Genomic DNA, 25369 nt, shown 5'->3' with positions numbered 1-25369 from the left:
CACCTAGGATATGGGGACCTCTATGCGTATAAGATGCATTTTTTCATTGGTGTTGATTATCATCACCCTGGCCGTCTTCGCCAAGACAGCCACACACGAATTTATCAACCTCGACGACCCGGGCTACGTCACCAACAACCCCGTCGTGAAGCACGGGCTGACTTCCGCCGGTTTCGTCTGGGCATTCACCTCGACCACCATGTCCAACTGGCACCCCGTGACCTGGCTCTCGCACATGACAGATGTGCAATTGTTCGGCCTCAAGCCCGCTGGGCATCATTTGGTCAGCGTCGTACTGCACGCCGTGGCTGCCCTTTTATTGTTCCTGCTGCTCGTCAGGCTGACTGACGCCGCCTGGCCCAGTTTTTACGTCGCGGCGCTGTTTGCCCTGCACCCGCTGCATGTCGAGTCCGTTGCGTGGGTTGCCGAACGTAAGGACGTTCTGAGTTGCGTTCTGATGCTCCTGGCCTCGCACTGTTATGTAAGCTACGTGAAAAGCAGGCGCATCGCTGGCTACCTCGGGGCCCTCCTTCTTTTTCTTCTCGGGCTCATGGCGAAACCCATGCTGGTCACGTTCCCGGTCATCCTTCTGCTACTGGATTACTGGCCCCTGAACCGGCTGGCCCCCGCGTCCCCGGATGTCGCCCCCCCCCCGTCGCGCTACCTGACCCTGATCAAGGAGAAGATACCGTTTTTACTGCTCACCCTCCTTTCCGCCGCCGTAACCATCTACGGCCAGCACAAGGGGGGGGCCATGGCGACGCTCGACAAGGCTCCTATCCTGCTTCGTGTCGAGAACGCTATTGTCGCCTATATAAAATATATCGGCCTGATGTTTTGGCCGAGCGACCTTGGCATCCTGTATCCTTTCCCTAAGTCTGTACCCCTTTGGCTGGTACTTGGTTCCTTTCTGTTGCTTTGCGCCATTTCGCTACTGGTGGTGCGTTTCGGGCGCCGGGTCCCGTATCTCGTGACGGGGTGGCTGTGGTACCTGGTCACGCTGCTCCCGGTTATCGGCCTGATTCAGGTGGGAGGCCAGTCCATGGCGGACAGGTATACCTACATCCCCCTCATCGGTCTTTTCATCGCACTCTGCTGGCTGGTGACCGATGTCAGCAGTGGATGGCGTCAGCGTGAGGCTATCCTTGCCGGTGGCGGAGCGGCCGTGCTCATTACACTGGCCGCACTCACCTGGCTTCAACTCGACTACTGGAAAAACAGCCTCACTATCTGCCGTCACACGCTCGCCGTCACCAGGGACAACTACCTCATCACCAACAACTACGGCATAGCGCTTGACGAGCGTGGCGACCATGCGGGTGCCTACCGGCTGTTCAAAGAGACCCTCGAGATCTATCCCGGTTCGGCAACGGCCTATACCAACCTTGGCGCCATCTGTGTCCGCTGGGGGAGGTATCCCGAGGCACTCGGTTACTATCAAAAAGCGCTGGCGGTGGTCCCCGATCATGCCATTGCCTGGGCCGGTCTCGGGAAAACACTGGCCGGACTCGGGCGTCAGGCCGAGGCCATTGCCGCCCTGGAACAGTCGCTGCAAATCGACCCGAACCGCCAGGAACCCCATATCGACCTTGCCGCCGCGCTTTTACAGGCGGGCCGGACGGCCGAGGCCATGCAGCACAAGCAGATGGCGAAAGAATTGGGCCCGGTTTCGACCGGGGCCGCGATAAACATGGGGGTGGGGCTTGCCAAGGAAGGGCGTCTTGCCGAGGCTCTGGAGCAGTTTAATGGCGCCATCGAACTGGATCCGGACTCGGTCGAGGCCCATTTCAACAGAGGGGTGGTTCTTGCGAAGTTGAACAGGCCGGATGAAGCCGCCGCCGATTTCCAGAAGGTGCTGCAGGTTTCACCGGGCACATCCGCGGCACGTGACTGGCTGGCGCGACTGGGCCACAAGTAGGCGCGGACAGACAGGCAATCAAATCCGGGTATTGACTTTATCGGGCTGCTACGGGAAAATCCCGACACCCTGGCACTTTGCCAACACGGAGAACACCATGAGACTTAAGATCGGGCTGGCGTTTTTCCTTCAATTCACCATGTCCTCGTTGCTCCCTGCTGCCGTGGCCAACGCCGAATCGGTAACCGCGACCTATCTCTACAGCCTGTCGGATTTCAACGGCGTCATGCCATACAGCGGTGCCAGAACATTTGCTGACGAAGCCCGCGGCGAGGTCTACGTGGTTGCCGGTGGCGGTGTCGATATCTTCAATTCCAGCGGCATGTTGATTTATCATTTCGATTACGATCGTGAGTTGGGCGGGGTCTACGATGCGGCCGTAGACGAGCAGGGGCGGATTCTGCTTCTGTCCCACAAGGAAAACGAGTACCGCATCGTGCAGTGCAACTACCGCGGAGAGCCGCAGAGGAGCTTCCCGCTGCGAAACCTTCCGCCGGAGTTCGAGGCGTTTCGCCCCGGGCGCATGGTATATCGTGCGGGGGAAGTCTACCTGGCGGACCAGGGGGGGATGTACGTGGCCATCCTGGACCCCGAGGGGCGTTTCCTGCGCGGTTACGACATCGCGACACTGTACCAGTTCAACGACAGGCAGCGCATGGAAAATGGTATTGAAGGGTTCATGGTGGACAACAACCGCAACATGCTCTTCGTAGTCGGCGCACTGGGGCGGGCGGTTATCCAGTCCCCGGACGGCACCATCAAGGAGTACGGCAAGCGGGGCAGCGGCGCGGGCAAGTTCGGCGTGCCCGGTGGTATCGCCGAGGACCGCTTCGGCAACATCCTGGTGACGGACAAGCTCCGCGGCGTCATCATGATCTTCAGCAAAGACTTCCAGTTCCTGCGGGAGTTCGGTTTCCGCGGCACCAGGCCGAGCAACGTCATCGTTCCCAATGAAATAACAGTGGATACGGCAGCCGGCCGCGTCTACGTGAGCCAGATGCGGCGCAGGGGAGTCAATATCTATCAGCTTACCTACCAGTAGGCGTTCCGGGCAGCAGCCGTTGCTACCACTATTATCGGAGGCATTCACCCTGAGGTGGATGCCTTTTCTTTTCTGCGCACCGGGAGAAGGCGGACTGCAAAACGGTTTGGCGGTGAAATGACCGGGCATATCGCTAAAAGGCAGGTGTAAAGGCCAGATGCCCGCGGGGTGGAAAGTGACGTAGCGGTCGCAAGTGCCCGTTTTATCGCAATATGAAGAAAAAAATCCGAATTGGCATGGTCGCTGCTATATGTGAGTACAAGACGATGTGAAGTGAAAAGGCAGAATAAGATGTAGAAGACAAATCGGTTGTTTCACGGCAGTACATTTCAATGCAGTAAACAAAAAAAGGAGAGAGACATGAAACTGACGAAAGTAGTCACCGCAGCAGCACTCTTCACGTTCGCTACCGCTGGTAGCGCACTCGCTTTCCACTCCGGCGGCGTCGCCGAGTGCGAAGGTTGCCACTCCATGCACAACTCGTTTGAAGGTTCCGCAAACGTGACCGGTATGGCACAGTACCAGTCCGGCCCGTTCCTCCTCAAGGCTCAGGACCAGTCCGGCGCCTGCCTCAACTGCCACCAGTCTGCTGACACCGCTCCGACCGGCTACCACATCTCCACCGCTGGCGTCACCCAGCTCGACTCCACCACCCCGGTAGAGATGACCCCGGGCGGCGACTTCGCCTGGCTGAAGAAGACCATGACCGGCTCCATCCGCAAGACTGCAACCACTTGGGACGGCGACCGTCACGGCCACAACATTATCGCGGTTGACTTCGGCTACACCCAGGACAAGGACCTGACCGCCGCACCGGGTGGTACCTACCCGGCAAGCAACCTGGCCTGCTCCAGCTGCCACGATCCCCACGGCCGCTACCGTCGTTTTGCTGACGGCACCTACGCCAGCACCGGTCTGCCGATCTTCGCATCCGGCTCCTACACCAGCAGCGCAGACCCGATTGCCAACGTTTCCGCGGCAGGCGCATACCGCATCCTCGGCGGCATCGGCTACCAGCCCAAGTCACTGACCGGCTCCTTCGCCTTTACCGCGAATCCGCCGTCCGCAGTCGCGCCGTCCACCTACAACGCTGTTAACACCACCATCCAGGGTACCGCTGACCGCGTCGCTTACGGCTCCGGTATGTCCGAGTGGTGCGCAAACTGCCACACCGCAATGCACCTTGACACCTACAACAGCGGCGTCAAAGGGCTGGTTCACCCGGCAGGCAACGGCGCCAAGCTGACCGCACCGATCGCAGCCAACTACGCTGCATACGTTTCCTCCGGTATCATGAGCGGCACCGGCGCAGGCTACAGCGCCCTGGCTCCGTTCGAAGTAGGCGGCGGTGCCACCACTTCTGATTACGCCGCTCTTAAGGCTTTCCAGGCTACCCCGGTTGCACCGACCACCAGCAACAACGTGCTCTGCCTCTCCTGCCACCGCGCTCACGCTTCCGGCTTCGAGAGCATGGCTCGCTACTACCTGGGCAACGAGTTCATGACCGTTGCTGACGCAAGCAACGCCGGTATGTACGACACCAGCACCACCGAGAACAAGATCAACACCGGCTACAACACCGTTCAGCAGACCAACGCTTACAACGGCCGTCCGGCTACCCTCTTCGGACCGTGGGCACGTAACTACTGCAACAAGTGCCACGCTAAAGACTAATTCCCTGCTACCTGTTATGTTAATCGAGGGCCGGCTTCTTGCCGGCCCTTTCTTTGTCCCATGAAGGTTGTTTCTTCTCTTTGTTTTTATCCATTCATCCTGTCAAATACATTTGAATATTGCGATTGGAGCAATCGCTAAGTGTAAAATATTGTTTACTTCTCCTGGTAATAGCAGTATTCTGTGCCGGCGAAAAGCAATTCCCTACTTGGTGGCTCGGATGTAGGTCTGGAATAGTCACGTTCTGATCACACGCGCATGGCAAGGCACGCCTGCGATAGAGGACAATTCGTGAAGACATCGTGGGTTTCAGCCATTTTTCCCGTCATGTGTGCTTTGGCGACCATGACCCTGGTGCAGCCCCGGGCCCTGGCGTTCCACTCCGGGGGCGCGGGCGAATGCGAAGGGTGCCACTCCATGCATGGCTCCAAGGATGGGGTTGTGCAGATAGGCGGCGGGGCGTCCCTGCTCAAGGGGAGCGACGCCAGTTCGACCTGCCTGCTCTGTCACCAGGCAAACGGCGACAGCGGCCCCACAACCTACCATGTGAGCACTCCCGACGGAGAGATCCCGCCCGGCACCCCACCTAAACAACTCTCGCCCGGAGGTGACTTCGCCTGGCTGAAAAAGAGCTTCAGCTGGTACGCGGACATGACCTCCCCCATGAGCCAGAGTCTCGGGGAGCGGCACGGGCACAACATCGTGGCGCAGGATTTCAATTACCAGCCGGAGATGACCAACATCACCGCACCTGGAGGATCATACCCCTCGCAGGCCCTGTCCTGCATCAGCTGTCACGATCCGCACGGCAGGTACCGCAGGAACCTGGACGGGTCCGTCAGCACGTCCGGTGCTCCCATCAAGGCCTCGGGTTCCTTCCTCACCAGCCCGGAGCCGGACGCGGCGGCCTCGGTTGGCACCTATCGTCTGCTCGCGGGATCCGGTTACTACACCAAGGCCCTCGGTGCCGGACAAGCCTTCATTTACGGTCCGCCAGCCGTCCTGGCACCTCTTGTCGCTAACCGCTCCGAGGATACCACTCAGACACGGATTGCCTATGGTGCCGGCATATCCGACTGGTGCCGCAACTGTCACACCGACAAGATTCACAACGGCACCGTCTCCTTCCAGCATCCCACGTCCGGTGTCGCCACGGGGACCTCCAGTGGGGTTCTGGGGCCGGACATGGTGAACTATTACGACAGCTATGTGAAAACCGGCGATCTCACCGGCACCGCGGGCACGGCGTACCTGTCGCTCGTTCCGTTTGAAATCGGGACCAACAACTACGCCACCCTGCGCACCATACTCAGTGTCACGCCGACCAAGGGACCCGACACCGCCGACGGAACACCTGCCGTCATGTGCCTCTCTTGCCACCGGGCACATGCAAGCGGTTGGGATGGTGCCGTCAGGTGGAACTCCAAGAGCACGCAAATCGAGTACGCCGGCAAATATTCCCAGGAGGGGCAGTTGTACCAGCCCTACGGCCAGGGGCGCAGCGAGGCGGAGGCACGGCAGGCGTACTACCAGATCCCTGCTACCTTTTTCGCCCCTAACCAGCAGCCGCTTTGCTACAAATGCCACGTAACATTGCCGCAGTAGTATTTCCATGGTGACGCGATGATCCTCAAAGTTCTGTTGGTTTTACTGTCGCTTTGCGCGTCGGCATGTACGGCGCCCCTTTCGCAGGTGAAACCTCCGCTGTCTGACAACGGGGAAGTGTACCTGTATGCAGACCCCTATCCCCAGGACGCAGCCAAGCTGCGGTTCTCGCTCAACCGGGTGGTCGCGGTGAAAGACAGCGGGGCTGAGTACCCCTTGACGGTCGTGAATCCCGGTTTCCAGTCGGAGACCGCGAACCGGCAACGGCTATTGGCAACGGCTGAGCTCCCGCCGGGAACCTACAACGGTTTTTACTTTACGGCAGAGCGCGCCTACGTCACTTCCGAAACAGGGGAACATGAAGTGGAGACCGCAGCGAAGAGCGAGGTCCGTCCTTTCCCATTTGAGATCAAGCGCGGCAAAGCCGTGGTTTTCACCCTCGCCTTCAGGACCAGGGAGTCCCTCCCCGCTGCGGCGCCTTTCACCCCTGTTTTCGCGGCCTCCCTCCCCAGCGCCCCCTTGACCGACCTGGTCGGGTACACGACCAACTACGGCTCGAACAACATCACCGTCTTCGACAAGAGGTCGGGCGAGGTGCACAAGGTGGTTGCGACGGGCTCCGGCCCGTGCAACGTGGTTTTCGACAAGGCGAGACTCCGGGCGTTCGTGGTACTTTCTGGCGAGGACAGGGTCGACGTGATCGACCTGCGCTCGCATGAAGTGGTGAACCACCTCAAGCAGAACGCCGGGGACCGCCCTTGTGAAGCCGCCCTGACCCCCGACGGCAAAACGCTGATCGTGGTCAATTCCGGTACCAACTCGGTCAGTTTCGTCGATCCGCTGTCCAATTTCGAGTCGCACCGGCTCGCAGTCGGCAACGGTCCCCGCAGTATCATCCTGGATCCCGCTGGGACGCGCGCCTACGTCTTCAACGGCCTGTCCAGCACCATCAGCGTCATAGACGTCGCCGCGCGCACGCTCCTCGCTACTGTGGCGACGGAATCGGTGCCGGTTCGCGGCGACTTCAGCCGGAAGGGAGACCGGCTCTTCGTCTTTCACCAGTGGTCGCCCAACGTCCTGGTCTTCGACGTCGCATCGCTTTCGGTCGTGAAGCGCCTCTACCTCGGTATCGGCGTGAGCAGCCTGAAGGTTGACCGTGCCACCGATCGCCTGTTCGTGTCGATGAAAGGGAGCAACCGGGTCGATATCTACGACCCGTTTTCCTACCTGCCCATGGACTTCATCACCGTTGCCGGCACGGCCTCCTATATGTCTATCGACGTGGACCAGAACGATCTGCTGCTCGTACTTTCCGACCGTAACGCGGTCCAGAGTGTTAACTTGGTCAGCAAAAAGAGTCGCTACATCAGCGACACCGGCGTGGATCCTTCCTGGTCGGCCATCATGGGTGAGAGGTAACAACGGGTGCAGTTGTCGAGGCTAAAGGTCGGCACGTCGTCGTTAACAGTTCTGCTCATGCTTTTGGGGGCGGAAGCGGCGCAGGCGGACTCCATACACGGTTTTCTTGAATACAATTACGGCGGCTCCCTATACCGCAATACGGTGGCGACTGGGGATGAGTCCCGTGCCCGCAGCGAGGCCTTTGCTCAGAGGTACAGCCTGGGCTTTGACCGGTCGATTTTCCCCTCCCTCGTGCTGTCCGGCGGCGGTCTCTTCCAGGATTCGGCCCAAAACGGCACAAGTGACGGCGTCAGAACGAAAACCGAGGCCTGGTCCCTCAGCCCCTACCTGGAACTAGCGTTGAAAAACCCCTTCGTCAGTTCAGGGGTAGGGTACCGCAGGCGCGAGGAGTCATCCAAAAGCAACGGTGTTTCCTCGCCAAAACAGATTTACGACCAGTATTCCTTCAATGTTGGTCTGCGTCCCTCCCAACTGCCCACGTTGGATGCGACCTTCACCAAGCGGTACATCTACGATGAGAAGCGCATGGCGCAGAACATCGAAACGGATAGCTACACCTGGGGGACCAATTTCACCACGAAGGGAAAGATCGAACTCAATTACGGAGGCAGCTACTCCAAGCAACAGGACCTGCTGCTCCAGTCCCAAAGTGAAGGGCTTTCCAACAACGCCCGAATCGCTACCTCCGGCGAGACTGCGGACCGCCGTCTTACCTACCAGGTGAGCTATAACATAGGGAACCAGACTTCGACGATTACGTCGAAAGGGAACAGCAGCGCGACGCTTTACATTTCCCAGGTAGGCCAGATGCAGACCCTGGTGACCAACCCGGTCAATCCTACGGCAGATCTTGGACAGTTGGGGAGCTTTCAGCCCCTGAACCTTGTCCTGCCTCAAAACCAGCTACCACCGGCGATCACCACCCAGAACAACATCGGAATGTCGTTTACCAATCCAACCGATGTCAGCACGCTCTTCATTCCGGTCACGAGCGCGACCCAATCCGGTACCATACCGAGGCTTGAGAGCCTGCAAGCACTCGAAAACCAGTTCTCCTGGCAGGTCTATACCAGTGAGGACGGCATATCCTGGAGCGTGCCCGCGGGTCTGGTTGTATCAGTCCAGGCTGGCCACAACCCGGCGGACCCGGGCTCCGAACAGGTCGGCTTTGTGATCAAGTTTCAACAGTTGAATCTGAGACATATAAAGGTTGTAGAGACGCCGGTGCAACTCTCCGCGGCGGCCTTCCCCACGGATATAAATTCAAGCAGTATCGTCGCCTCCAGTATCGTGTCGTTCAGAACACTGCAGGCCTCACAGGGGCGCTCGGCGTCGTCACGCAGTACCGGCGGCGTTCTCGATCTCAACATGCGTGCCCGTCTATGGGACCTCCCCGCGGTTACCTACGATTTCGGTGCGATCGTGTCCCACTCGCAGGTCGACCAGCAAGGGGTTTCTGTCTCCTTGCTGGTCATGAATGGCATTTCCGCCTTTCAGCGCTTCAACGATGTCTGGGCCGGCACCTGCCGGGTGTCGGAGGAATTTGATCAACCCGCTTCTGGCCCGATACGCAATGCGCTCTCGTATAGCGTAAGCGTCGTGGCGTCACCGTTGCCCACCCTTAACCACTCGCTGGTCTACAGCGGCAGGGCAGAGTTCATGGGCGGCAGCACTACGACCGCGAATTCCGTCTACCTGAACAACTCGGCTCAACTCTACACCGGGGTCGCCGTCAACATGTCGGGTGGTTACAGCACGGCTACGCGAGCCAACGGCCAAGTTTCCGAAGGTGTCAACATTACCTTCGGCCTTGACCTCGTGCCCAACAGAAATCTGACCCTGGGCCTGTCTTACCTCGACCAAAGCGGTCGGGTGACGGGTGGGGGGCTGCCGGACAAGAACAGCTTCGCCAGGACCGCGACGGTGAACGCGTCCTACAGACCGTTCGAAACACTGTATGTATCCGGGAGCTATTCACTTTCGATGGAAAATGATCGTGACAATACCACGTTCACGAACTATGCGGTGAGTTGGTCTCCCTTCCGTGGCGGCGATCTGCAATTCAGTTTTGCCTATAATGAAGCTTTAAGCTCCTCCGGCAATGAAATCACCCGTAGCGCATCGCCCAGCCTCACCTGGAATATCAGGCCGGGTTCCACTTTGACCTCCGCTGTAAGCAGGGAACGCAGTTCCGGAGCGAGTTCGGGCACAACGCAGAACACCTCCTGGAGCAACCAGTTGCGGATATCTTTTTAATACGTACACAGGGGATACGGACATGCCAGGTATTTTCTCTCGCAGATTTTTCTTCGTTTTACTGTTGGCAGGGCTGACCGGCGCGCTGTCTGGGTGTGCAGGGAAGGCCGGCGTCTACCAGGACCAGAGCATGGACTTCGGCTCGGTGAAAACCATTGCGGTGCTGCCGCTTGCCAACCTGACCAAGGAGGCGCAGGCGCCTGATCGTGTGCGGGATGTCCTGTCGACCGCGCTCATGGCCAGCAGCGGTATCTACATCCTGCCGCCCGGCGAGGTCATGCGCGGCATCATAAGCACCGGCATAGCGAACCCTTCCAACCCGACCTCCGACGAGATCGTCAAGTTCTGCAAGTCGACCAAGGCGGATGCCGTGCTGACCGGATCGGTCAGGGAGTATGGAGAATTGCGATCCGGCACGGCGGTCGCAAACGTCATCTCCATGAGCATGCAGTTCTCCGAGGGACAGACGGGGAAGGTCGTGTGGTCCGCCGATACCACCCAAGGCGGAATCAGCATTGCTGACAGGCTGTTTGGTGGGGGGGGGCAACCGATGAACGTCATCACGGAAAAGGCTGTCAACGATGTCATCCATAAACTTTTCCAGTAGATGGCTCTGTTTAGCCATGTTGGTGCTGTCTCTGTGCGCCTGCGCCACGGTGCACGAAACGGCAGGGGGGGGTGAGCACCCTCTCCCACAGTTTGATGCCATCGCCGTTTTCCCTGTGGACAACATGACCGGCGGACCTGCACCTGCCGCCGCTATCCGCAAGCACTGGCTCGGCAAACTGCAGGACCTCGATCTGCCTGTCCTGACCGATGCACGGATGGAGGACGTCCTCACCAAGCATCGGATACGCTACCTGGGTGGCGTCGATGCCGCCACCGGGAAGGCCTTCAAGGAGGAGGCCAACGTCTCCGCGATCCTGGTTACCGCGCTTGAGTACTACAACCAGGCTGACCCGCCCAAGGTCGCACTGCATGCACGGCTCGTGTCAGCCGGGGATAACCCCGAGATCCTCTGGATGGACTCCGTTGCCATCAGCGGCGACGAGAAGCCCGGCATCCTCGGGCTCGGCCTCATATCGGATTTCGCCGTGGTAGAAGACATGGCGCTGTCCCGCCTGCAGTCATCCCTTGCTACCTGGCTTGCCGGGGGGGGGGGCACGCAGCCCGTGCAGAGCGTAAAAAAATACGATCCGAAGCTGTTGTACAACGCCTGGCCAGCGCCTAAAGGGACCACGGTGTCCATCGCCGCCGTGCCGTTTTACAACGAAACCCAGCTAAAGCGGGCCGGTGACATCAGCCAGATCAACTTCGTGCGCCAGTTGTTCCGTACCCAAGGCATGCATCCGGTTGAGCCGGGAGTCGTTCGTCAGGCCATGCTGGGGATGCGCATGATCATGCACGAGGGTGTTTCAGTTCGCGACGCCGACGTCCTCACCTACGTGCTTGGTACTGATTTTCTCCTTTCAGGGACGATTTTCGAGTACCAGGACGTTCGCGGCAGGAACGGTGCCTCTAAAGTGGATTTCGGTGTCACGCTCATAGACAAGAACGACCGCCGGACGGTGTTCAAGTCCAAGAGCTACAACAGCGGATTCGATGGCGTCTTTTTTTATGATGTCGGCTGGGAACCGAGCGCTTCGGTGATGGCCGGGAAGATGGCTGAGGCCGTGGTCCGCAAGGTGCTTCAAAAGCCTTGAGTAAGGGGCGGATGTCCCCCCTAACATACTTGACCTTTAAAGTCTATTACACTAGAATCGGCTGCTTGAAACGCCCGTCGCAAGAAAGTAATTTTCAGGAACTAACGAAGAGAGGGAACAATGAAAACTAAGGTGCTGATGAGAGGAGCCGTAACGGCCGTCGCCGGTGTGGTACTTTTAACGGGAGTTCCCGGTTCCGCCAACGAAGGGCAGCAAAATACCGTCCCCCCCGTCCAGGCTGCAGGCGGACAGCAGCCGGCGAACCCGGTCGGAACGAAGGAAGGCGTAACGTCACAGGATAAAGCCGTCGCCAGCGAGTTCGTCAAGGTCGATGATACGACCTTGCGTTTGAACGTCCCGCTCTATTCCCCCCATTTCTTCGACACGCCGCTCGCGGTGGTCGGCGAGGACAAGATCACCGTCGGAGACCTGCAGCAGGCACTTATGGCCGTGCACGAAAAGGTCAAGGACGAGCATGTGGTCTCCTCCAAGAAGATCTTCATGGAACCCCTGCAGCGCCTGATTAACATAAGACTCGTGGTCCAGGAAGCCAAAAGCATGGAATTGGACAAGCTGCCCGAGGTGAAGGAAGACCTGGACAAGTACGCGGAGCAGCAACTGCGCCAGGTGCTGTTCCAGGACCGGGTCAAGGACATAAAGCCCGACGAGAAGCGGGTGGAGAAGGAATACCGTCAGGCCATCAAGGAAATGAAGATGAAGACCGCTCTCTTCAAGAAGGAAGCGGATGCTAAAAAATTCCTGCAGGATGTGAAGGCCGGCAAGAAGTTCGAGGACCTCAGAGCAAAGGCATTCAATGAAGCAAAGGCCGAACCGGTTGGCCGCAACGAGGAATTGTTCGCGACCAATGAAACGGTTGGGCCGGTTATCAGCGAAGCGCTCGTCGATGCCAAGCCCGGCACCCTGACCCCGGTCATCGAAATTACCAATGGCTACCTGGTCATCAAGGTCGAAGACGTCCGCTACGTGGAGAGCCCTGAAAAGAAAGAGATCGCCAAGAACAAGGTGCTCGCCCAACAGAGACTGGAAAGCCTGAAGGGGTACAAGGCCGAGTTGCTGAAGCAGTACGCGAAGGAAAACACGAAGCTTATCAAGAGCCTTGATTTCGATGCAGCGAAACCCGGCTTTGACCACTACCTCAAGGACAAGCGGGTGGTGATGACCATAAAGGGTGAAAAGCCGATCACCGTCGCGGACCTCGCTGAGGCCCTGCAGATGAAGTTTTTCCACGGCATCGAGAATGCCATCAAGGAAAAGAAGCTCAACCGCGAAAAGCTTCTGGCCCTGGACGAGCTCGAGTCGGTGCGCCTTTTCCGCCGGGTTTCGCTGGACAAGGGGCTCGACAAGTCGGAGGAATACCTGAAGCGGATCCAGGCTTACCAGGATAAGGTCCTTTTCACCACCTTCGTGGAAAAGGCGGTGAAACCTGAAGTTTCCATTACCCTCAAAGATGCCAAGGATTACTACCAGGCCCACCTGGCTGACTACCAGACTCCCGCGATGATTCTTCTGGACGGGGTCGCGTTCACCAACAAGCAACTCGCCCAGAACGCGGCTGACAAACTGCGCAGCGGGGTCGACTTCGGGTGGATGAAATCCAATGCCGAAGGTCAGGTGCCCAAGGAGGCGCGGGGTCTGTTGGTATTCGAAGACCAGATGCTGGCGGTTCCTGGTTTGCCGGAGCCGATGCAAAAGGTCTTGACCGGTGCGCGCAAGGATGATTACAAGCTCTACGAGAGCCCCGAAGGGTATGTCTATGTGATCTACGTTAAAGAGTTTACGCCCCCGGCAGCCCAGGATTTTGAACTGGTGAAGAATGCCATTGGTGAAAAGATCTCGTACGAGCACCTCAACCAACAGATCGAGAAATGGTTCGCGAAGCTGCGCGAGGCATATCCCGTTAAAATTTATCTCGACCAGAAATAGCATTCAGGGTTTTTTTATCAGCTAAAAAACGTAGCGAAGGGGACAGTATGGTCATGGCAATGACGAGGAACAACAGGCGACCGATTTATCTGTTGGTAGCGCTGTTAGCGGTTATCTGTTTGAGTTGCGTTGGTAGTGCTGAGGCCGCGATGAAATTCGCGAAAAAGGAGTGCTCAGACTGTCACAAAAAATTCGAGGACAAGTACGCTTCCGTCAAGTACAGCCACTCGATGGTCAAGGACAAAAAGTGTGAGGACTGTCACCTCCGTCATGGCATCGTTCCCCAGCTTATCCTGAAAAAGGACGGGAACGCCCTGTGCACCGGTTGCCATGCACCTGACAAGATCGGGCTGGACAAGCCAAAGGTCCACACACCGATCAAGACCGGCAAGTGCACGACCTGCCACAACCCCCACGGGAGCGACGCCAAGTTCTTCCTGAAGGGTGCCGGCAACGAGGCGTGTTACCAGTGCCACAAGAAAGCGGCATTCGAGAAGAAAGTGGTTCACAAGCCTCTCCAGGAGAAGGGGTGTCGTGCCTGCCATGTCGCGCACAGTTCCGTGTATGCCAACCTCTTGACCAGCGAGGAACCAGCGCTCTGCCTTGGCTGCCATGACAAGGGGGGGGGCGCCTTCAAAAAGGCGCACGGGAACTACGCGGTAGAGCAGAAGAAGTGCACCATGTGCCATGATCCTCACTCCGCCGAGCAGGCCAAACTGCTGAAGGTGAGTGCGCACCCGCCCATCTCCGGCGGCGGCTGCGACGGCTGCCATTCGCCTGCGTCCTCGCCCAAGCCTTTTGAGGTGACAGCGAAAAAAGCTGAGTTGTGCAAGCAGTGCCACGATATGGCCGCCCTCACTGGCGGAGGCATGGTGGAGCACCTCCCGTTCAAAGACGGGAACTGTCTCATGTGCCATGATCCGCATGCGGCGCAGGCGTCCAAGCTGCTGGTACAGGAAGGAAACAAGCTCTGCCTAACCTGCCACAAGCAGCTGTCGGGTCCCATGACCAGCAAGCATGCCGCCGTGAGCCAAGGGAAGGGCTGTCTTTCCTGCCACAAGGCCCATGCCTCTACCAAGAAAAAGCTTCTTATCGCTGAAGGGGCCGACCTCTGCTACTCGTGCCACGCCAAAGTAAAGGACGCGATGAAGAGCAAGGAAGTCCATCCCCCCTTCGCCGGAGGTGAGTGTGTCTCCTGCCACGATCCGCACGGCTCCAACTTCCCGGGTATGTTGAAGGACAGGATGGACAACGTCTGCTTCGGTTGCCACAGTGATGCGGAGTCGAATTTCAAGAAGAACTACACGCACAAACCGGTTCTCGACGCCACCTGCGGTGCTTGCCACAAGGCTCACAGCTCGGACAACAAAAAACTGCTCTCCGCCCAGGGGTCGAAACTTTGCGTCAAGTGCCACAGCGAACTGATGAAGCCGGTGAATCCCGGAACCAACCACGTTCCCTTCGCTGAAGGTGAATGCCTTTCCTGCCATGACGCGCATGCCAGCAATATACGTGGCATGGTGATCAAGAACGAGGCGGTGCTCTGCGCAACCTGCCACAGCGACCTTAACAAAAATGCCAAGGACGCAAAGTCTACCCACGCACCTTATGCCGATGGTGACTGCACCAAGTGCCACAGCCCGCACAAGGCGAAACTGAACAAGCTGTTGCTCGCGCAAAGCCCCGACCTCTGTTTCAACTGCCACAAGGCGGTCAAGACGAAAGTCAACACGGAAAAGCCGCATTCTCCGGCGCAGAAGGACTGCTCCACGTGCCATCTGCCACATCTTTCCAAGGAGAAAAAGCTGATCGTCGAACCGTTGCAGACGATGTGCGCCGAGTGCCATGAGCCCGGGAAGCCCGGCTTCATCAAGGCGCACCTTGGCATCAAGGCGTCGGACATGGATTGTATGACCTGTCACGACCCCCACGGGTCAAAGGACCCCAAGTTCTTCAAGAGTGTGGTGCATCCGCCGTTCGCGGGTAGAACCTGTGATGACTGTCATATAAAACAGTAGAGGAGCTATCTAATGTTAAAGCGTTATAAAATGCTTGGTCTGTTTTGCGCTCTGGGCTTGCTGTTGGTGAGTACAGCGGCTCAGGCCCAGGACAATACTGCTAAATACAGGTTGAAGCCCGGCGCGTTCGGCAAACTGTGCCAGGATTGCCATCCTGGTTTCGAAGAGAAATTGAAAAAGCCAAACGTGCACACGCCCGTGAAAAAAGGTGACTGCACGGGGTGCCACAACCCCCACACCTCCGATTTCAAAAAACTGCTGAGCGCGGAACCGAAAAAGATCTGTTCGACGTGTCACCCAAGCGTCGCGCCCAAAGACGCCAAAAGCGTCCACAAGGTGGTCGCTGACGGAGAGTGCCTGAAGTGCCACGACCCGCATTCTTCAATGGTCAAAAACAACCTGCTGAAGCCAGGCAACGAGCTCTGCCTGGATTGTCACAAGTCACTCAGCGGGCGTATCGCCAAGGCAAAGGTCCAGCACGCGCCTGTCAAAAAGGATTGCCTCATCTGCCATGCCCCGCACGGCTCAGCAAAAGAGGCTTCGCTCCTGAAGGAGAGAATCACGGCGCTTTGTGCCGGTTGCCACAAAACCGATCAGCCCATTTTCGTCAAGAAACACATGAACTACCCTGTGGCCAACTCCAACTGCGTCTACTGCCATGACCCCCATGGTTCAGACAGGAAGGGGATTCTCTACAACAACGTTCATAAGCCGGTTTCCGCCATGATGTGTAACCAGTGCCACGAGGAAGCCACGTCTCCTAACGCCTTGAAAACCAAGCGTGAAGGGGCTGAGCTCTGCAAGGGGTGCCACAACGAGATGTACAACACCGCGTTCGGGAAAAACAGGATTCACTCCCCCCTGCTCACCAAGCAGGCGTGCCTGAGCTGTCACAATCCCCACGCCGGCAAGGAGAAGGGGCTGCTGAGGGAGGCCCCGATCCAGCTGTGCGGCAAGTGCCATGCCGATACGATCAAGAGGCAGGAAATGTCGGTGACAAAGCACGAGCCCGTGAAGGGGGGTGAGTGTGCCGCCTGTCACGACCCGCATGCCTCCAATGCACCGCTGTTGATGAAGCAGGAGTCGGTCGTGGACGGATGTGGTACCTGCCATGACTGGATGAAGCATTCGACCCACCCTATCGGCGATAAGTTCAAGGATCCCAGGAACAAGAATCGCAACCTTGACTGTCTGAGTTGTCACCGCTCGCACGGTACCGAATTCAAAGGAATGCTGCCGTTTAAAACGGTGACAGACCTTTGCGTCCAGTGCCATGAAAAATTCCGGAGGTAGGATCATGCGATATCTTGTACATCTTGCGTTAGCCCTTGTTCTCGTCGTTCCGGCGGCCGCCGGCGCCGCCGATAGTTTAAAGCTGCGGTACCTGGGTTCCATCAGCACCGATGAGAAGGACGGGGCGGTAAAAACGCCAGAGGGGGTCGCATGCAACGACCAGGGTGACGTGATTGTCGCTGACACGGGGAATTCCCGTCTGCTCCGCTACACCTTCCAGGAAAAAAACCTGAAGGGGGGGGCGGTCCTCAAGGTTGACCAGATCGGCGCGCCGGTTCGGGTGCAATACGGCCCGAAGGGTGATGTTTTCGTTCTTGACGGCAAACTCCACAAGGTGGGCAGATTAAACTCGGACGGCAGCTTCGCTGGTTTTGTCGAGCCGGTCGGAGTTACCGGTCCTGCCAAGTATGTGACCAGGAGCTTCAAGGTCGACAGTGCAAACAACCTGTTCCTGCTCGACATTTTGGGCGAGCGGGTGCTGAAGGTAGACAGCACCGGTAAAGTGCTCAGCCAAATCGCGTTTCCTAAAGAATACGGGCTGATCTCTGACCTTGCGATCACCATCGCCGGAGATGTTATTCTTCTTGATGCCGTCAAATCGGTTCTGTACGTATCACGCAAGGACGCTGCCTTTGCGCCTTTGACCAAGGACCTGCACGACTTCATGAACTTCGCGAACTACATCACTGCCAGCAGCAGAAGCGGAGATATATACCTCGTCGACCAGGACGGGGGGGCCATCATCACCATCGGCCCGGACGGCAGTTTTCTCGGTCGCCAGCTCGCCCTTGGATGGCGCACCGGTCAGCTTTACTACCCTGCCCAGGTCTGTTTCACCAAAAACGGCGAAGTGTTCATTGCGGACCGGGGCAATTCGCGTGTTCAAATTTTTGAGAATGCAAAATAGGCTTCTTTGCCAAACGGAGGTTTCGTGAAACGATTATCGCTCTTGACACTGACTCTTTGCACCTTGGTCTTCCTGGTGTCTTGTTCTAAACCGGAGGACAATCTTCCCGGAAAATGGGTAGGTGCCACGGGCAGTCTTACCTTCAAGGCGGATAAAACTGGTGTTATGAGTCTGCCTGAAGGAGCCCCGCAAGCGATAAGCATCCCTTTTACCTGGGAAGTTAAGGACAAGACTGCTATTTCTTTCAAGTTTCCACATCCTGTCTCGAAGGTGGTAACGGGCAAATTCGAAAGTAAAAAGGTCATTCTTCTCGAAGATGACAAGTTCATTAAACAATAAGTATGTTCAGCTTTATCTGTCTGTTATTTACCAACAGAACAGTGCTGAAGGAGACGTAGATGAAGAGACGTAATATGGTTCATGGGATCATAGTTCTGTTTTGTGCAGTATCACTCTATGCTGTTCCTGTTTACGCCACCTACAACGAGGGCATGGAAGCCTACTTGATGAAGGACTACGCGCGAGCGATGAAAAATTTCATGTATGAAGAGGATGCCGCCTCTTTGTACATGGTTGGCTACCTCTACGACCATGCCGAGGGAGTGCCCAACGACAGCGCGAAGGCCGTTGAGTGGTACACCAAGGCTGCCGAAAAAGGATCCGTCAAGGCGATGTACCGCCTGGGGGTCATGTACTCCAACGGTGTCGGAGTCGAAAAGGACGATGCCACAGCGATTAAATGGTTTAAAAAGGCTGCCTTCAAAGGGTTTGTCCCGGCAAAGGATGCCGTGAAAAGGCTTGAGAAGAGTTCGAATTAGACGACGCCGCACATTATGCCCACGTGCTGACATTAACCCCTCTTGCAGTTCAAACTGCGGGAGGGGTTTTTGTGTTATTGGCCCAAGACGGATGTTGCCTTCGTTTGCGGGTACGCCTTGGCGTTGGATAAATGCCTGCTGCGACTCACAACAATGTCAGAAGGTTGAACGGTCATCCCGGGAAAATGAAGATGCCCTTGGAGTGAGGAGGCGGTGGGGAAAGGGAAAAGAGAGCCGGAGCTTACACGGCATCGGGAGCTGGATACTAGAAGAATTTGCGGCAGTGTGCAGACGGTAACATTTCGGCGCAAACAGCGAAGTAACGCTGGAGTCTCTCCACCATTCATACATGGTGGGAGACTCCAGCGTCTGGAAACAGGTCATTTCTTCTCGAACTGCAAGACGGTCATTTCCGGCCGGTTGGGAACGTAGAGGAAGGATATCTTGGTCTGCTTGTTCTCCCACGCGATTGAAGACATGTGTGAACTGGGCTTGGACGCTTTACCTTTACCGTACAGCTTGATGTACTTTTGCTTGAGGTTCTCGATCCCGGTTTCCTTCACGTACTTCGCTTCAAAGGTAACCGATACGCTGGTTAAAAGCCCTTCCTTGAACGCGAAAAGCCTGGAGGCGATGGTGTCGTTTGGTTTGTCCTGAGTGTAGATCATTTCCTTGTTATATTCACCAAGTTTGCCCTTCGGATACGCATCCATAACCTTGTGGAACAACGTTCCCCACTTGATTTCTTCGTAACCGTTGAAAATGTTTCCTGCGAAGGAACTTGCGGCAAAAACCAGTTGAGCCAGCATTAGCAGGCCGAAGAGTTTTTTCATCATGGTCAATCTTCTCCTCATACAGAATTTCACAACCGTCGATTTTATAGCACCGATGGTGGAATTTGCACAGCCTTAAATTTCCTGTTTACGCCACCCTCGTCCAAACAACAACGCCCCGGTACCGCTTCCTTGGCCCGGGGCGCTGTCATGACCTTTGTAGAGGAGTTAATCTTTAGCGTGGCATTTGTTGCAGAGACTGCGCTGATAGGAGGCAAAGGAAAGGGCTTTTTTGCCGTACATAGCCTTTTTCACCTCGCCTGAAGTCCTGCCCTGAGCGATGCTCTCGGGGGCGCCGTTATCGGTACCGGGGTAGGCACCGTTGTACACGATGAAGGTGGCGGAGACGTTCCAGCGGGTCATGCTGTCGAACCCGGAGGCGTGGGCCCTGTGGCAGGAGAGGCACATGACGTTGGAATCCATGTTGGCACCACTTCTGTTGGAACCGTTGCTGTTTGCTGTCGCTTTGAGAGTCTGGTAGTCGTCGGTCCCCATTTCAAAAGGTACCAGGGAGTTGTAGGCTGTGGTCATCGAACCGTTGAGGTTGCCGGATGCCACGTAGGAGTTGTAGTTGCTCGCAGATTCTGCACCCAGTCTTGCGTTTTTGCCGGAAGGGTGTTGCGAGGCGCGACCGGAATTGTCTGCGTGCATCCTGTCGTGGCAGTTGCTGCACCATTCCGACATGCCGGCGCCGTACGCGACCCGGGTGTCGTTGACGGACTCATCGCGGTTGTAGGAGACAGGGGCGATCGCTGCGGGAGGATCCGCCCTGAATTCCAAGCCTGCTCCCCCCTTGTCTTGATATCCTTTGCCGGCCAGCATCCTGTAGGTACTGACGGTGCCGTTGGGGCCGGGTTCGGGGCTCGTTGTGTAGGAACCGGAGGCGATGATCGGAAGCCCAGCATTGCTGATGGTTCCGTCTGCCGCACGACGGTAGTTGCCGTGAGGATCGTGGCAGCTGGTGCAGGAAAGCTTCTGAGATGGGTAGTTTCCGCCGGGAGCCATGGTTATTTTGGAGTCTGCCGTGTAGCCGTAATCTGCGGCCACGATGTTATGCCCATGGCGCTGTCCCTGGCTTTCTTCCATCCTGCCGTTTTCGCCCCTCCACCGGTAGTTCTTCTTAAGCCAGCCGAAGTCACCCGCCGGGGTAAGTTCCACAGGCGCCATCCCTTCGCCTAGTTGCAGGCCGCTGGTTGCAATGTAGTGCCCCTGGGGGGTGAAACTTCCATCGGAGGCTTCATGGCACCTCAGGCAGGTGGAGCTTGCATCGGAGCCGAGAAGATCGATGGCAGACCGATTCTTCCTTAGTGCGATTTCGGAAGCGCCTGTGGCGTGGCAGCCGTTGCATTCACCGGTACCACCCTTATGGAAAGACTCCCCTTTAGCAAACGAGGCAGCGTGCGCGCTGCTAAGGCTGATGACGAGAGCAGTTATCATGAGAAGAGGGATTCTCGAGCGCTTACCGAATGTGCTGTTCTGGCTTTGGGTCGTCATGGCTCTGCTCCTCCTTGCATAGGTTGTAGTACCTAGTACAAATCTGAAGCCATATGCCATGCGTTAGGTTATTTAGTGCTAACTAGTCGAAAACATATGATAAAAATCTTAGTTATGCGGCGTTGGTTGAAAGCGTGTTTCAGTTAAGGCTGTTCGACCGGGGTACACGAACGCCTTGGTGGGAAAAAGTTATTGCTTGTTTTCAGCTGGTTAGGTCGGGTGTTCAACTTTTTGGGTGCCGGTGCAGAATTTGAGCAATCGTTGACGGACGGTGATTTACAGAGACGGGAGGTGGTTGGCCCGGCAGGAGGGGGAGCAAATGCTCCCCCTCGGAGATAGCGGTTTACTTTGCTGCTTCAGAGGAGCCGACGACGGTCGTAACCGCGCGCCGGTTGCGTTGGCGTCCCTCGACGGTCGCATTATCAGCGATGGGGCTGGAATTGCCACCCCCCTGGGTCTGTATCCGGGCGACGGAGATGCCATAGGCCCGTGTGAGGTAGCGTTTTATTTGCTCTGCACGTTTTGTCGAAAGAGTCTGGTTTAAACTTTCCGATCCGGTACTGTCGGCATGGCCAATTATGATTGCCACTGTTTGGCGATTACTTTTCATGAATTTGGCGATGCGGTCGAGCACAGGTGAAAATTTCGGGCGGATAGCATAGCTTTTAGAATCGAACTCGATCGTCAAGGTCAGCATCGGTGCTTTCGCCAACTCTGTTGAAGGACCGGGCAGTTGCACGGTAACCTCCGCGCTCGGGCTGGGCGCGCCTTGAGCAACCGGCTCGGTTTTGGTTCCGTCACTTGTGTTTGTTGCGAGTGGGGCCAGAGCAACCGCAGCGGGGCCGGGAGCCGCTATGACAGGTGCCGGAGCAGGTATGGGCGGCTCGGGCGCTACTGGAGCCGTGGGCACGGCAGCAACCAAACCTGCGGGCGGAGCTTTGGCGACAGGCGCCTGCGCTGCGTTCACATTGGCAGGAGGGGGCTGCAGGGCAGGGGGGAGTGATGCAGGGACGTTATTCCTTCTGTACTTCGTGGGCGGCGCGCTCTTGCGCTCGTTAAAGATGAAGCTTAAACCGGCGGTCAATTCAAAGCTGTTCCCTAAACTGGTAGCTGCGATGTCCCTGATCTCGCACCGGAGGGCCAGGTTGTTCCGGATAAAATATTTCGCCCCCACGCCGAAATCTATGAATGGGCTCGATTGGCCTTTGTCGGCTATGAGCCCCCCCACGCCGAAGGTGACGAAAGGAGTGAATTGCTCTCGTCTCAAGATCGGATAGACCGTCTGCAGACTAAGCAGATACAGGTTGGTCACACCGCTGGCGCCGGAATCGGCCATGGCAGCACTGATATCGCCCTCGAAAACAAAGCTGTCTGTCACCTGCTTGTCAACCTTGAGACCGACCAGAGGGCCGGTCTTTAACGATTCGAAATTGCCAGGGACAAAGGCGCCAATAACGGGAGTGACGCCGAGGTCGCCGATCTGTTCCCGTGCATGGCACGGTATTGCCGCTGCAGCCAATACAAGTACGGAGCAGGCTAACAAGTATCCTCGGAGCGTGGGTTTCTTCATGCAGAGTAGCCCTTTCTCAGGTGTTGCCCTGGAGTTGGCAGGCTCGCTGAGGCGGCGAAGCGCTGCTGGGTATGGGCACATGGGAGACGATAAATGAGCCGGGTGATTCTACTTTATTTGGCTGCAAGAGTCAAAGAAACTGCGTGCTCTATTGCAACGAAAGCTGCCAGTGCACATTGGAGAATCAGGGGACTCTCTCCTGTCCCATAATCTGCTTGTTAGTTGGCGGTGATAATGGTATTTTTCGGAAGGAACCTGGTGCATCAATTAACACCTAAATGCAAGGAGCTTTCATGATCAAGCGCGCAACTGTCATCTCCGCTTTTCTTGTGGCCGTTATCCCGGCCACTCTAGTTTTCGCAGACGGCTTGGCCGGAGGGGGAGGGGGTGTAATGTCCACTACCGACGGGGCAGCTGGTAAGGTCGTCGAAACGGCGACAGCAGGCGAGTACACCTATGTCAACTTGGAGAAGGACGGTAAAACTGCCTGGGTTGCCTGTCCGGTAACCAAGGTGAATGTCGGGCAGCAACTAGCCTTTACGGGGTGCACGCCGATGATGAACTTTGAGAGCAAGGCTTTGAATAAAACTTTCGGGATCATCATGTTTTGCGGTATGCCTCTCTCGCAGGCTGAAACCGAGTTGCTTAGTAAAAAATCCACAGGGAGCAGCGGTTTGGTACCTGAGGCAAAGGAGAAGATTGTTGTAGAAATGGTTAAGGCGCCAAATGCGTACAGCATTGCCGACCTCTACCAGAAAAGTGAGGAGTTGGACAAAAAGACGGTCGTTGTTACTGGAAAGGTCATGAAAGTGTCCCAGAGGATCATGGGGTGGAACTGGCTCCATTTGCAGGACGGCACGGGAACGCCTCTACAGAAAAACAATGATCTCGTCGTGACAACAAAGGAGCTTCCGAAGGTAGGCGACGTGGTGACGGTTTCTGGAACTTTCGCTAGAAACAGAGACTTTGGGTCGGGCTACAAGTATGCAGTCATCCTGGAATCGGCGTCGCTGCAGAAATAGCAACGCTGAATCGGCTCTGAGGTTGTAACGTCAAGCGGCAAGACCTGTCATGTCGAACTATTGGCTTGACAAAAAAACTGCCACCGCATAAAATCCGGCGCAAAATCAGCCGTATAAGCTGTCGTTGCGGCGTATGCTGCAGCAGAAACTCAGTCAAGTCTGCTGAAGTCTCTTCCTAGTAAGGCCGACTGGTAACCCAGTCGGCCTTTTTGATGTTAATCGTAGCGTTTACTCATCTAATTTGACTACCCCTTGTCGACTTCGGTTGGGGCCGTTTCAGGAGATCCGAAGCCATGCCACAAAAAATTGCCACTTCCGTCCTTCTACTGGGGATCGTCACCTATTTGCTTGTCCCACTTTCGGTCACTACCGCTGGGGCAGGGGAGGCGGCGCAGAAGGAAGCCTGTGTCACTTCGTCGTGTCACGCGAACATGGGCAAAGCAGCCTTCGTTCATGGGCCCGCTGCAGTCGGTGAATGCACCGGCTGCCATACGAAGATAGGCAAGCACAAGTTCGAGCCCATTATAAACCCTGGCCAACAATGCCTTGAGTGCCACGAAAAACTCAATACCATGACCGTGGTACATGCGCCTGTGCGCATGTTGGAGTGCGTGAAATGCCATGATCCTCACCAGTCGCCGTACAAGTACCAGTTGCGTGCAGAGGGGAGCAACCTGTGCTTTTTATGCCACTCCAAGGCGATTGTGTCAGGAAAATATCTGCACGGGCCCCTCGGTGTCGGTGGTTGCAATGCATGTCACTACGCCCATCAAAGCCCAAATCGAAAGCTCTTGATAGCAGAGGGGAATTCCCTGTGCTTTACTTGCCACACCGATAAGGCTGAAGCATTCAAGGACAAGAAATATATGCACGCGCCGGTCAAAGAGGCCTGCATAAACTGTCATAGTCCACATAGTTCAGACTACCGTTTTACCCTTAGCGCAAACGGCAACATGGATCTCTGCTACAAGTGCCATAGGGACAAGGAAAAGGCCATAGCCAGCGCTACGGTACCCCACAAAGGGGTACAGACCGACCGCAAATGCCTGGCCTGCCACGATCCCCACGTCTCTGATTTTCCAAAACAGCTAGTAAGGCAGCCGATGGATCTGTGTATGAGCTGTCATGACCGTGAGTACAACGGTGCGAATGGTAAGATAGCGAATATGAGTGTTTTGCTTGGAAACGGCAGCGAAAAGCACGGGCCCATCCAGGAAAAGGACTGCTCAGGATGCCATGACGCGCACGGTTCAAACAACTTCAGGATACTGCTGGAGAGTTTCCCGCAGCTTTTCTATGCTCCATATAACGCTGACAATTACAAACTGTGCTTCATGTGTCACCAAAAGACCATCGCGAGTGTAGAAACGACGACCACTCTTACCGGTTTTCGAAACGGAGACCAGAATCTTCATTTCGTGCATGTCAACAAGGCGGTAAAAGGCCGTACTTGCAGGGCTTGCCATGATGCGCATGCGACAAACAACCCCAAACACGTGCGCGACGGGGTGCCATTTGCAAAGTGGCAACTCCCCATCGGCTTCAAAAAGAGTGCAAATGGTGGGGCTTGTCTGCCGGGGTGCCACCAATTGTTCAGTTACGACAGGGTAAAACCTGTCCTCAACAAGCAGGTGCAAGGCAAATGAGGTGTAGAAGCGCTGGCCGCGCCGCAAATGCCTTCAGGGGGCAGAAGGCGGTTATCTTTTGCCTTCTTTTCCTGCTGCTGGCGTTGACAGTATGCCATGGGGGGGGACCCAATGCGGATGGGGCACAACCTGCCGCGCCCCAAACTGCAGGAGAAGACGACGAAATAAGGGCAGCCCGTACCGATGTGGAAAGACAGCCTGGAG

General features: G+C 56.6%; 19 protein-coding genes. 16 read left to right on the top strand and 3 right to left on the bottom strand.

Annotated elements, in window-relative coordinates; all coding sequences use genetic code 11:
* Positions 1-49: 49 nt before the first annotated feature.
* From KP003_RS14650 to KP003_RS14585, 14 genes are all read left to right on the top strand, one after another.
* A complete protein-coding gene (locus KP003_RS14650; RefSeq protein ID WP_239027670.1) occupies positions 50-1918 on the top strand; it encodes a tetratricopeptide repeat protein in 1869 nt (622 codons plus the stop codon).
* Positions 1919-2015: 97 nt separating this feature from the next.
* Positions 2016-2960 carry an NHL repeat-containing protein gene (locus KP003_RS14645; RefSeq protein ID WP_217299811.1) on the top strand — a complete coding sequence of 315 codons (945 nt, stop codon included), beginning with the start codon at positions 2016-2018 and terminating at the stop codon, positions 2958-2960.
* 360 nt (positions 2961-3320) lie between these two features.
* Positions 3321-4634, top strand: a complete 1314-nt coding sequence (locus KP003_RS14640; protein ID WP_217299810.1) for a cytochrome C — start codon at positions 3321-3323, stop codon at positions 4632-4634.
* A gap of 291 nt (positions 4635-4925) precedes the next feature.
* Positions 4926-6239, top strand: a complete 1314-nt coding sequence (locus KP003_RS14635) for a cytochrome c3 family protein (RefSeq protein ID WP_239027547.1) — start codon at positions 4926-4928, stop codon at positions 6237-6239.
* Positions 6240-6356: 117 nt separating this feature from the next.
* Complete coding sequence (locus KP003_RS14630) at positions 6357-7658, top strand: YncE family protein (protein WP_217299809.1); 1302 nt, start codon at positions 6357-6359, stop codon at positions 7656-7658.
* A 12-nt stretch (positions 7659-7670) separates the two neighbouring features.
* Complete coding sequence (locus tag KP003_RS14625; protein WP_217299808.1) at positions 7671-9917, top strand: hypothetical protein; 2247 nt, start codon at positions 7671-7673, stop codon at positions 9915-9917.
* A gap of 22 nt (positions 9918-9939) precedes the next feature.
* On the top strand, positions 9940-10524 hold the full coding sequence (locus tag KP003_RS14620; protein ID WP_216499629.1) for a GNA1162 family protein: 585 nt from the start codon (positions 9940-9942) through the stop codon (positions 10522-10524).
* Between the two features lie 22 nt (positions 10525-10546).
* Positions 10547-11620, top strand: a complete 1074-nt coding sequence (locus KP003_RS14615; RefSeq protein ID WP_217299807.1) for a hypothetical protein — start codon at positions 10547-10549, stop codon at positions 11618-11620.
* Positions 11621-11740: 120 nt separating this feature from the next.
* The gene (locus KP003_RS14610; protein WP_217299806.1) at positions 11741-13564 is read left to right on the top strand and encodes a peptidylprolyl isomerase; all 1824 of its coding nucleotides are present in this window, start codon (positions 11741-11743) and stop codon (positions 13562-13564) included.
* A gap of 149 nt (positions 13565-13713) precedes the next feature.
* Positions 13714-15582 (top strand): cytochrome c3 family protein, encoded by a 1869-nt coding sequence (locus tag KP003_RS14605; RefSeq protein ID WP_239027546.1) that lies wholly within the window; start codon positions 13714-13716, stop codon positions 15580-15582.
* 198 nt (positions 15583-15780) lie between these two features.
* Positions 15781-16875, top strand: a complete 1095-nt coding sequence (locus tag KP003_RS14600; RefSeq protein ID WP_239027545.1) for a cytochrome c3 family protein — start codon at positions 15781-15783, stop codon at positions 16873-16875.
* Between the two features lie 4 nt (positions 16876-16879).
* The gene (locus KP003_RS14595; RefSeq protein WP_217299803.1) at positions 16880-17782 is read left to right on the top strand and encodes an NHL repeat-containing protein; all 903 of its coding nucleotides are present in this window, start codon (positions 16880-16882) and stop codon (positions 17780-17782) included.
* A 24-nt stretch (positions 17783-17806) separates the two neighbouring features.
* Entirely contained in the window at positions 17807-18121 is a 315-nt protein-coding gene (locus KP003_RS14590) for a hypothetical protein (protein ID WP_217299802.1), read from the top strand.
* A 59-nt stretch (positions 18122-18180) separates the two neighbouring features.
* The gene (locus tag KP003_RS14585) at positions 18181-18600 is read left to right on the top strand and encodes a tetratricopeptide repeat protein (protein ID WP_217299801.1); all 420 of its coding nucleotides are present in this window, start codon (positions 18181-18183) and stop codon (positions 18598-18600) included.
* Positions 18601-18980: 380 nt separating this feature from the next.
* Here KP003_RS14585 and KP003_RS14580 read toward each other — a convergent pair whose 3' ends face one another.
* The 3 genes from KP003_RS14580 to KP003_RS14570 form a co-directional block, all read right to left on the bottom strand.
* A complete protein-coding gene (locus KP003_RS14580; RefSeq protein ID WP_217299800.1) occupies positions 18981-19436 on the bottom strand; it encodes a hypothetical protein in 456 nt (151 codons plus the stop codon).
* A gap of 165 nt (positions 19437-19601) precedes the next feature.
* The gene (locus KP003_RS14575) at positions 19602-20600 is read right to left on the bottom strand and encodes a cytochrome C (protein ID WP_239027544.1); all 999 of its coding nucleotides are present in this window, start codon (positions 20598-20600) and stop codon (positions 19602-19604) included.
* A 670-nt stretch (positions 20601-21270) separates the two neighbouring features.
* Positions 21271-22497, bottom strand: coding sequence for an OmpA family protein (locus KP003_RS14570; protein ID WP_217299798.1), 1227 nt, complete (start codon positions 22495-22497; stop codon positions 21271-21273).
* A 293-nt stretch (positions 22498-22790) separates the two neighbouring features.
* Here KP003_RS14570 and KP003_RS14565 point away from each other — a divergent pair, with 293 nt between their 5' ends.
* A complete protein-coding gene (locus tag KP003_RS14565) occupies positions 22791-23519 on the top strand; it encodes an OB-fold nucleic acid binding domain-containing protein (protein ID WP_216499640.1) in 729 nt (242 codons plus the stop codon).
* Between the two features lie 293 nt (positions 23520-23812).
* Positions 23813-25165, top strand: a complete 1353-nt coding sequence (locus KP003_RS14560) for a cytochrome c3 family protein (protein WP_216499641.1) — start codon at positions 23813-23815, stop codon at positions 25163-25165.
* The last annotated feature ends 204 nt before the right edge of the window (positions 25166-25369 follow it).

Source organism: Geomonas diazotrophica, assembly GCF_019063885.1.
GTDB classification, from domain to species: domain Bacteria; phylum Desulfobacterota; class Desulfuromonadia; order Geobacterales; family Geobacteraceae; genus Geomonas; species Geomonas diazotrophica.
This window is presented reverse-complemented; position numbering and strand designations above follow the sequence as displayed.

Bases quoted from the DNA above. Each gene is read 5' to 3' on its own strand.
- KP003_RS14645 (WP_217299811.1), top strand. From the start codon at position 2,016: ATGAGACTTAAGATCGGGCTGGCGTTTTTCCTTCAATTCACCATGTCC.
- KP003_RS14640 (WP_217299810.1), top strand. From the start codon at position 3,321: ATGAAACTGACGAAAGTAGTCACCGCAGCAGCACTCTTCACGTTCGCT.
- KP003_RS14620 (WP_216499629.1), top strand. From the start codon at position 9,940: ATGCCAGGTATTTTCTCTCGCAGATTTTTCTTCGTTTTACTGTTGGCA.
- KP003_RS14610 (WP_217299806.1), top strand. From the start codon at position 11,741: ATGAAAACTAAGGTGCTGATGAGAGGAGCCGTAACGGCCGTCGCCGGT.
- KP003_RS14605 (WP_239027546.1), top strand. From the start codon at position 13,714: ATGAAATTCGCGAAAAAGGAGTGCTCAGACTGTCACAAAAAATTCGAG.
- KP003_RS14595 (WP_217299803.1), top strand. From the start codon at position 16,880: ATGCGATATCTTGTACATCTTGCGTTAGCCCTTGTTCTCGTCGTTCCG.
- KP003_RS14585 (WP_217299801.1), top strand. From the start codon at position 18,181: ATGAAGAGACGTAATATGGTTCATGGGATCATAGTTCTGTTTTGTGCA.
- KP003_RS14580 (WP_217299800.1), bottom strand. From the start codon at position 19,436: ATGATGAAAAAACTCTTCGGCCTGCTAATGCTGGCTCAACTGGTTTTT.
- KP003_RS14575 (WP_239027544.1), bottom strand. From the start codon at position 20,600: ATGGCGCCTGTGGAACTTACCCCGGCGGGTGACTTCGGCTGGCTTAAG.
- KP003_RS14570 (WP_217299798.1), bottom strand. From the start codon at position 22,497: ATGAAGAAACCCACGCTCCGAGGATACTTGTTAGCCTGCTCCGTACTT.
- KP003_RS14565 (WP_216499640.1), top strand. From the start codon at position 22,791: ATGATCAAGCGCGCAACTGTCATCTCCGCTTTTCTTGTGGCCGTTATC.
- KP003_RS14560 (WP_216499641.1), top strand. From the start codon at position 23,813: ATGCCACAAAAAATTGCCACTTCCGTCCTTCTACTGGGGATCGTCACC.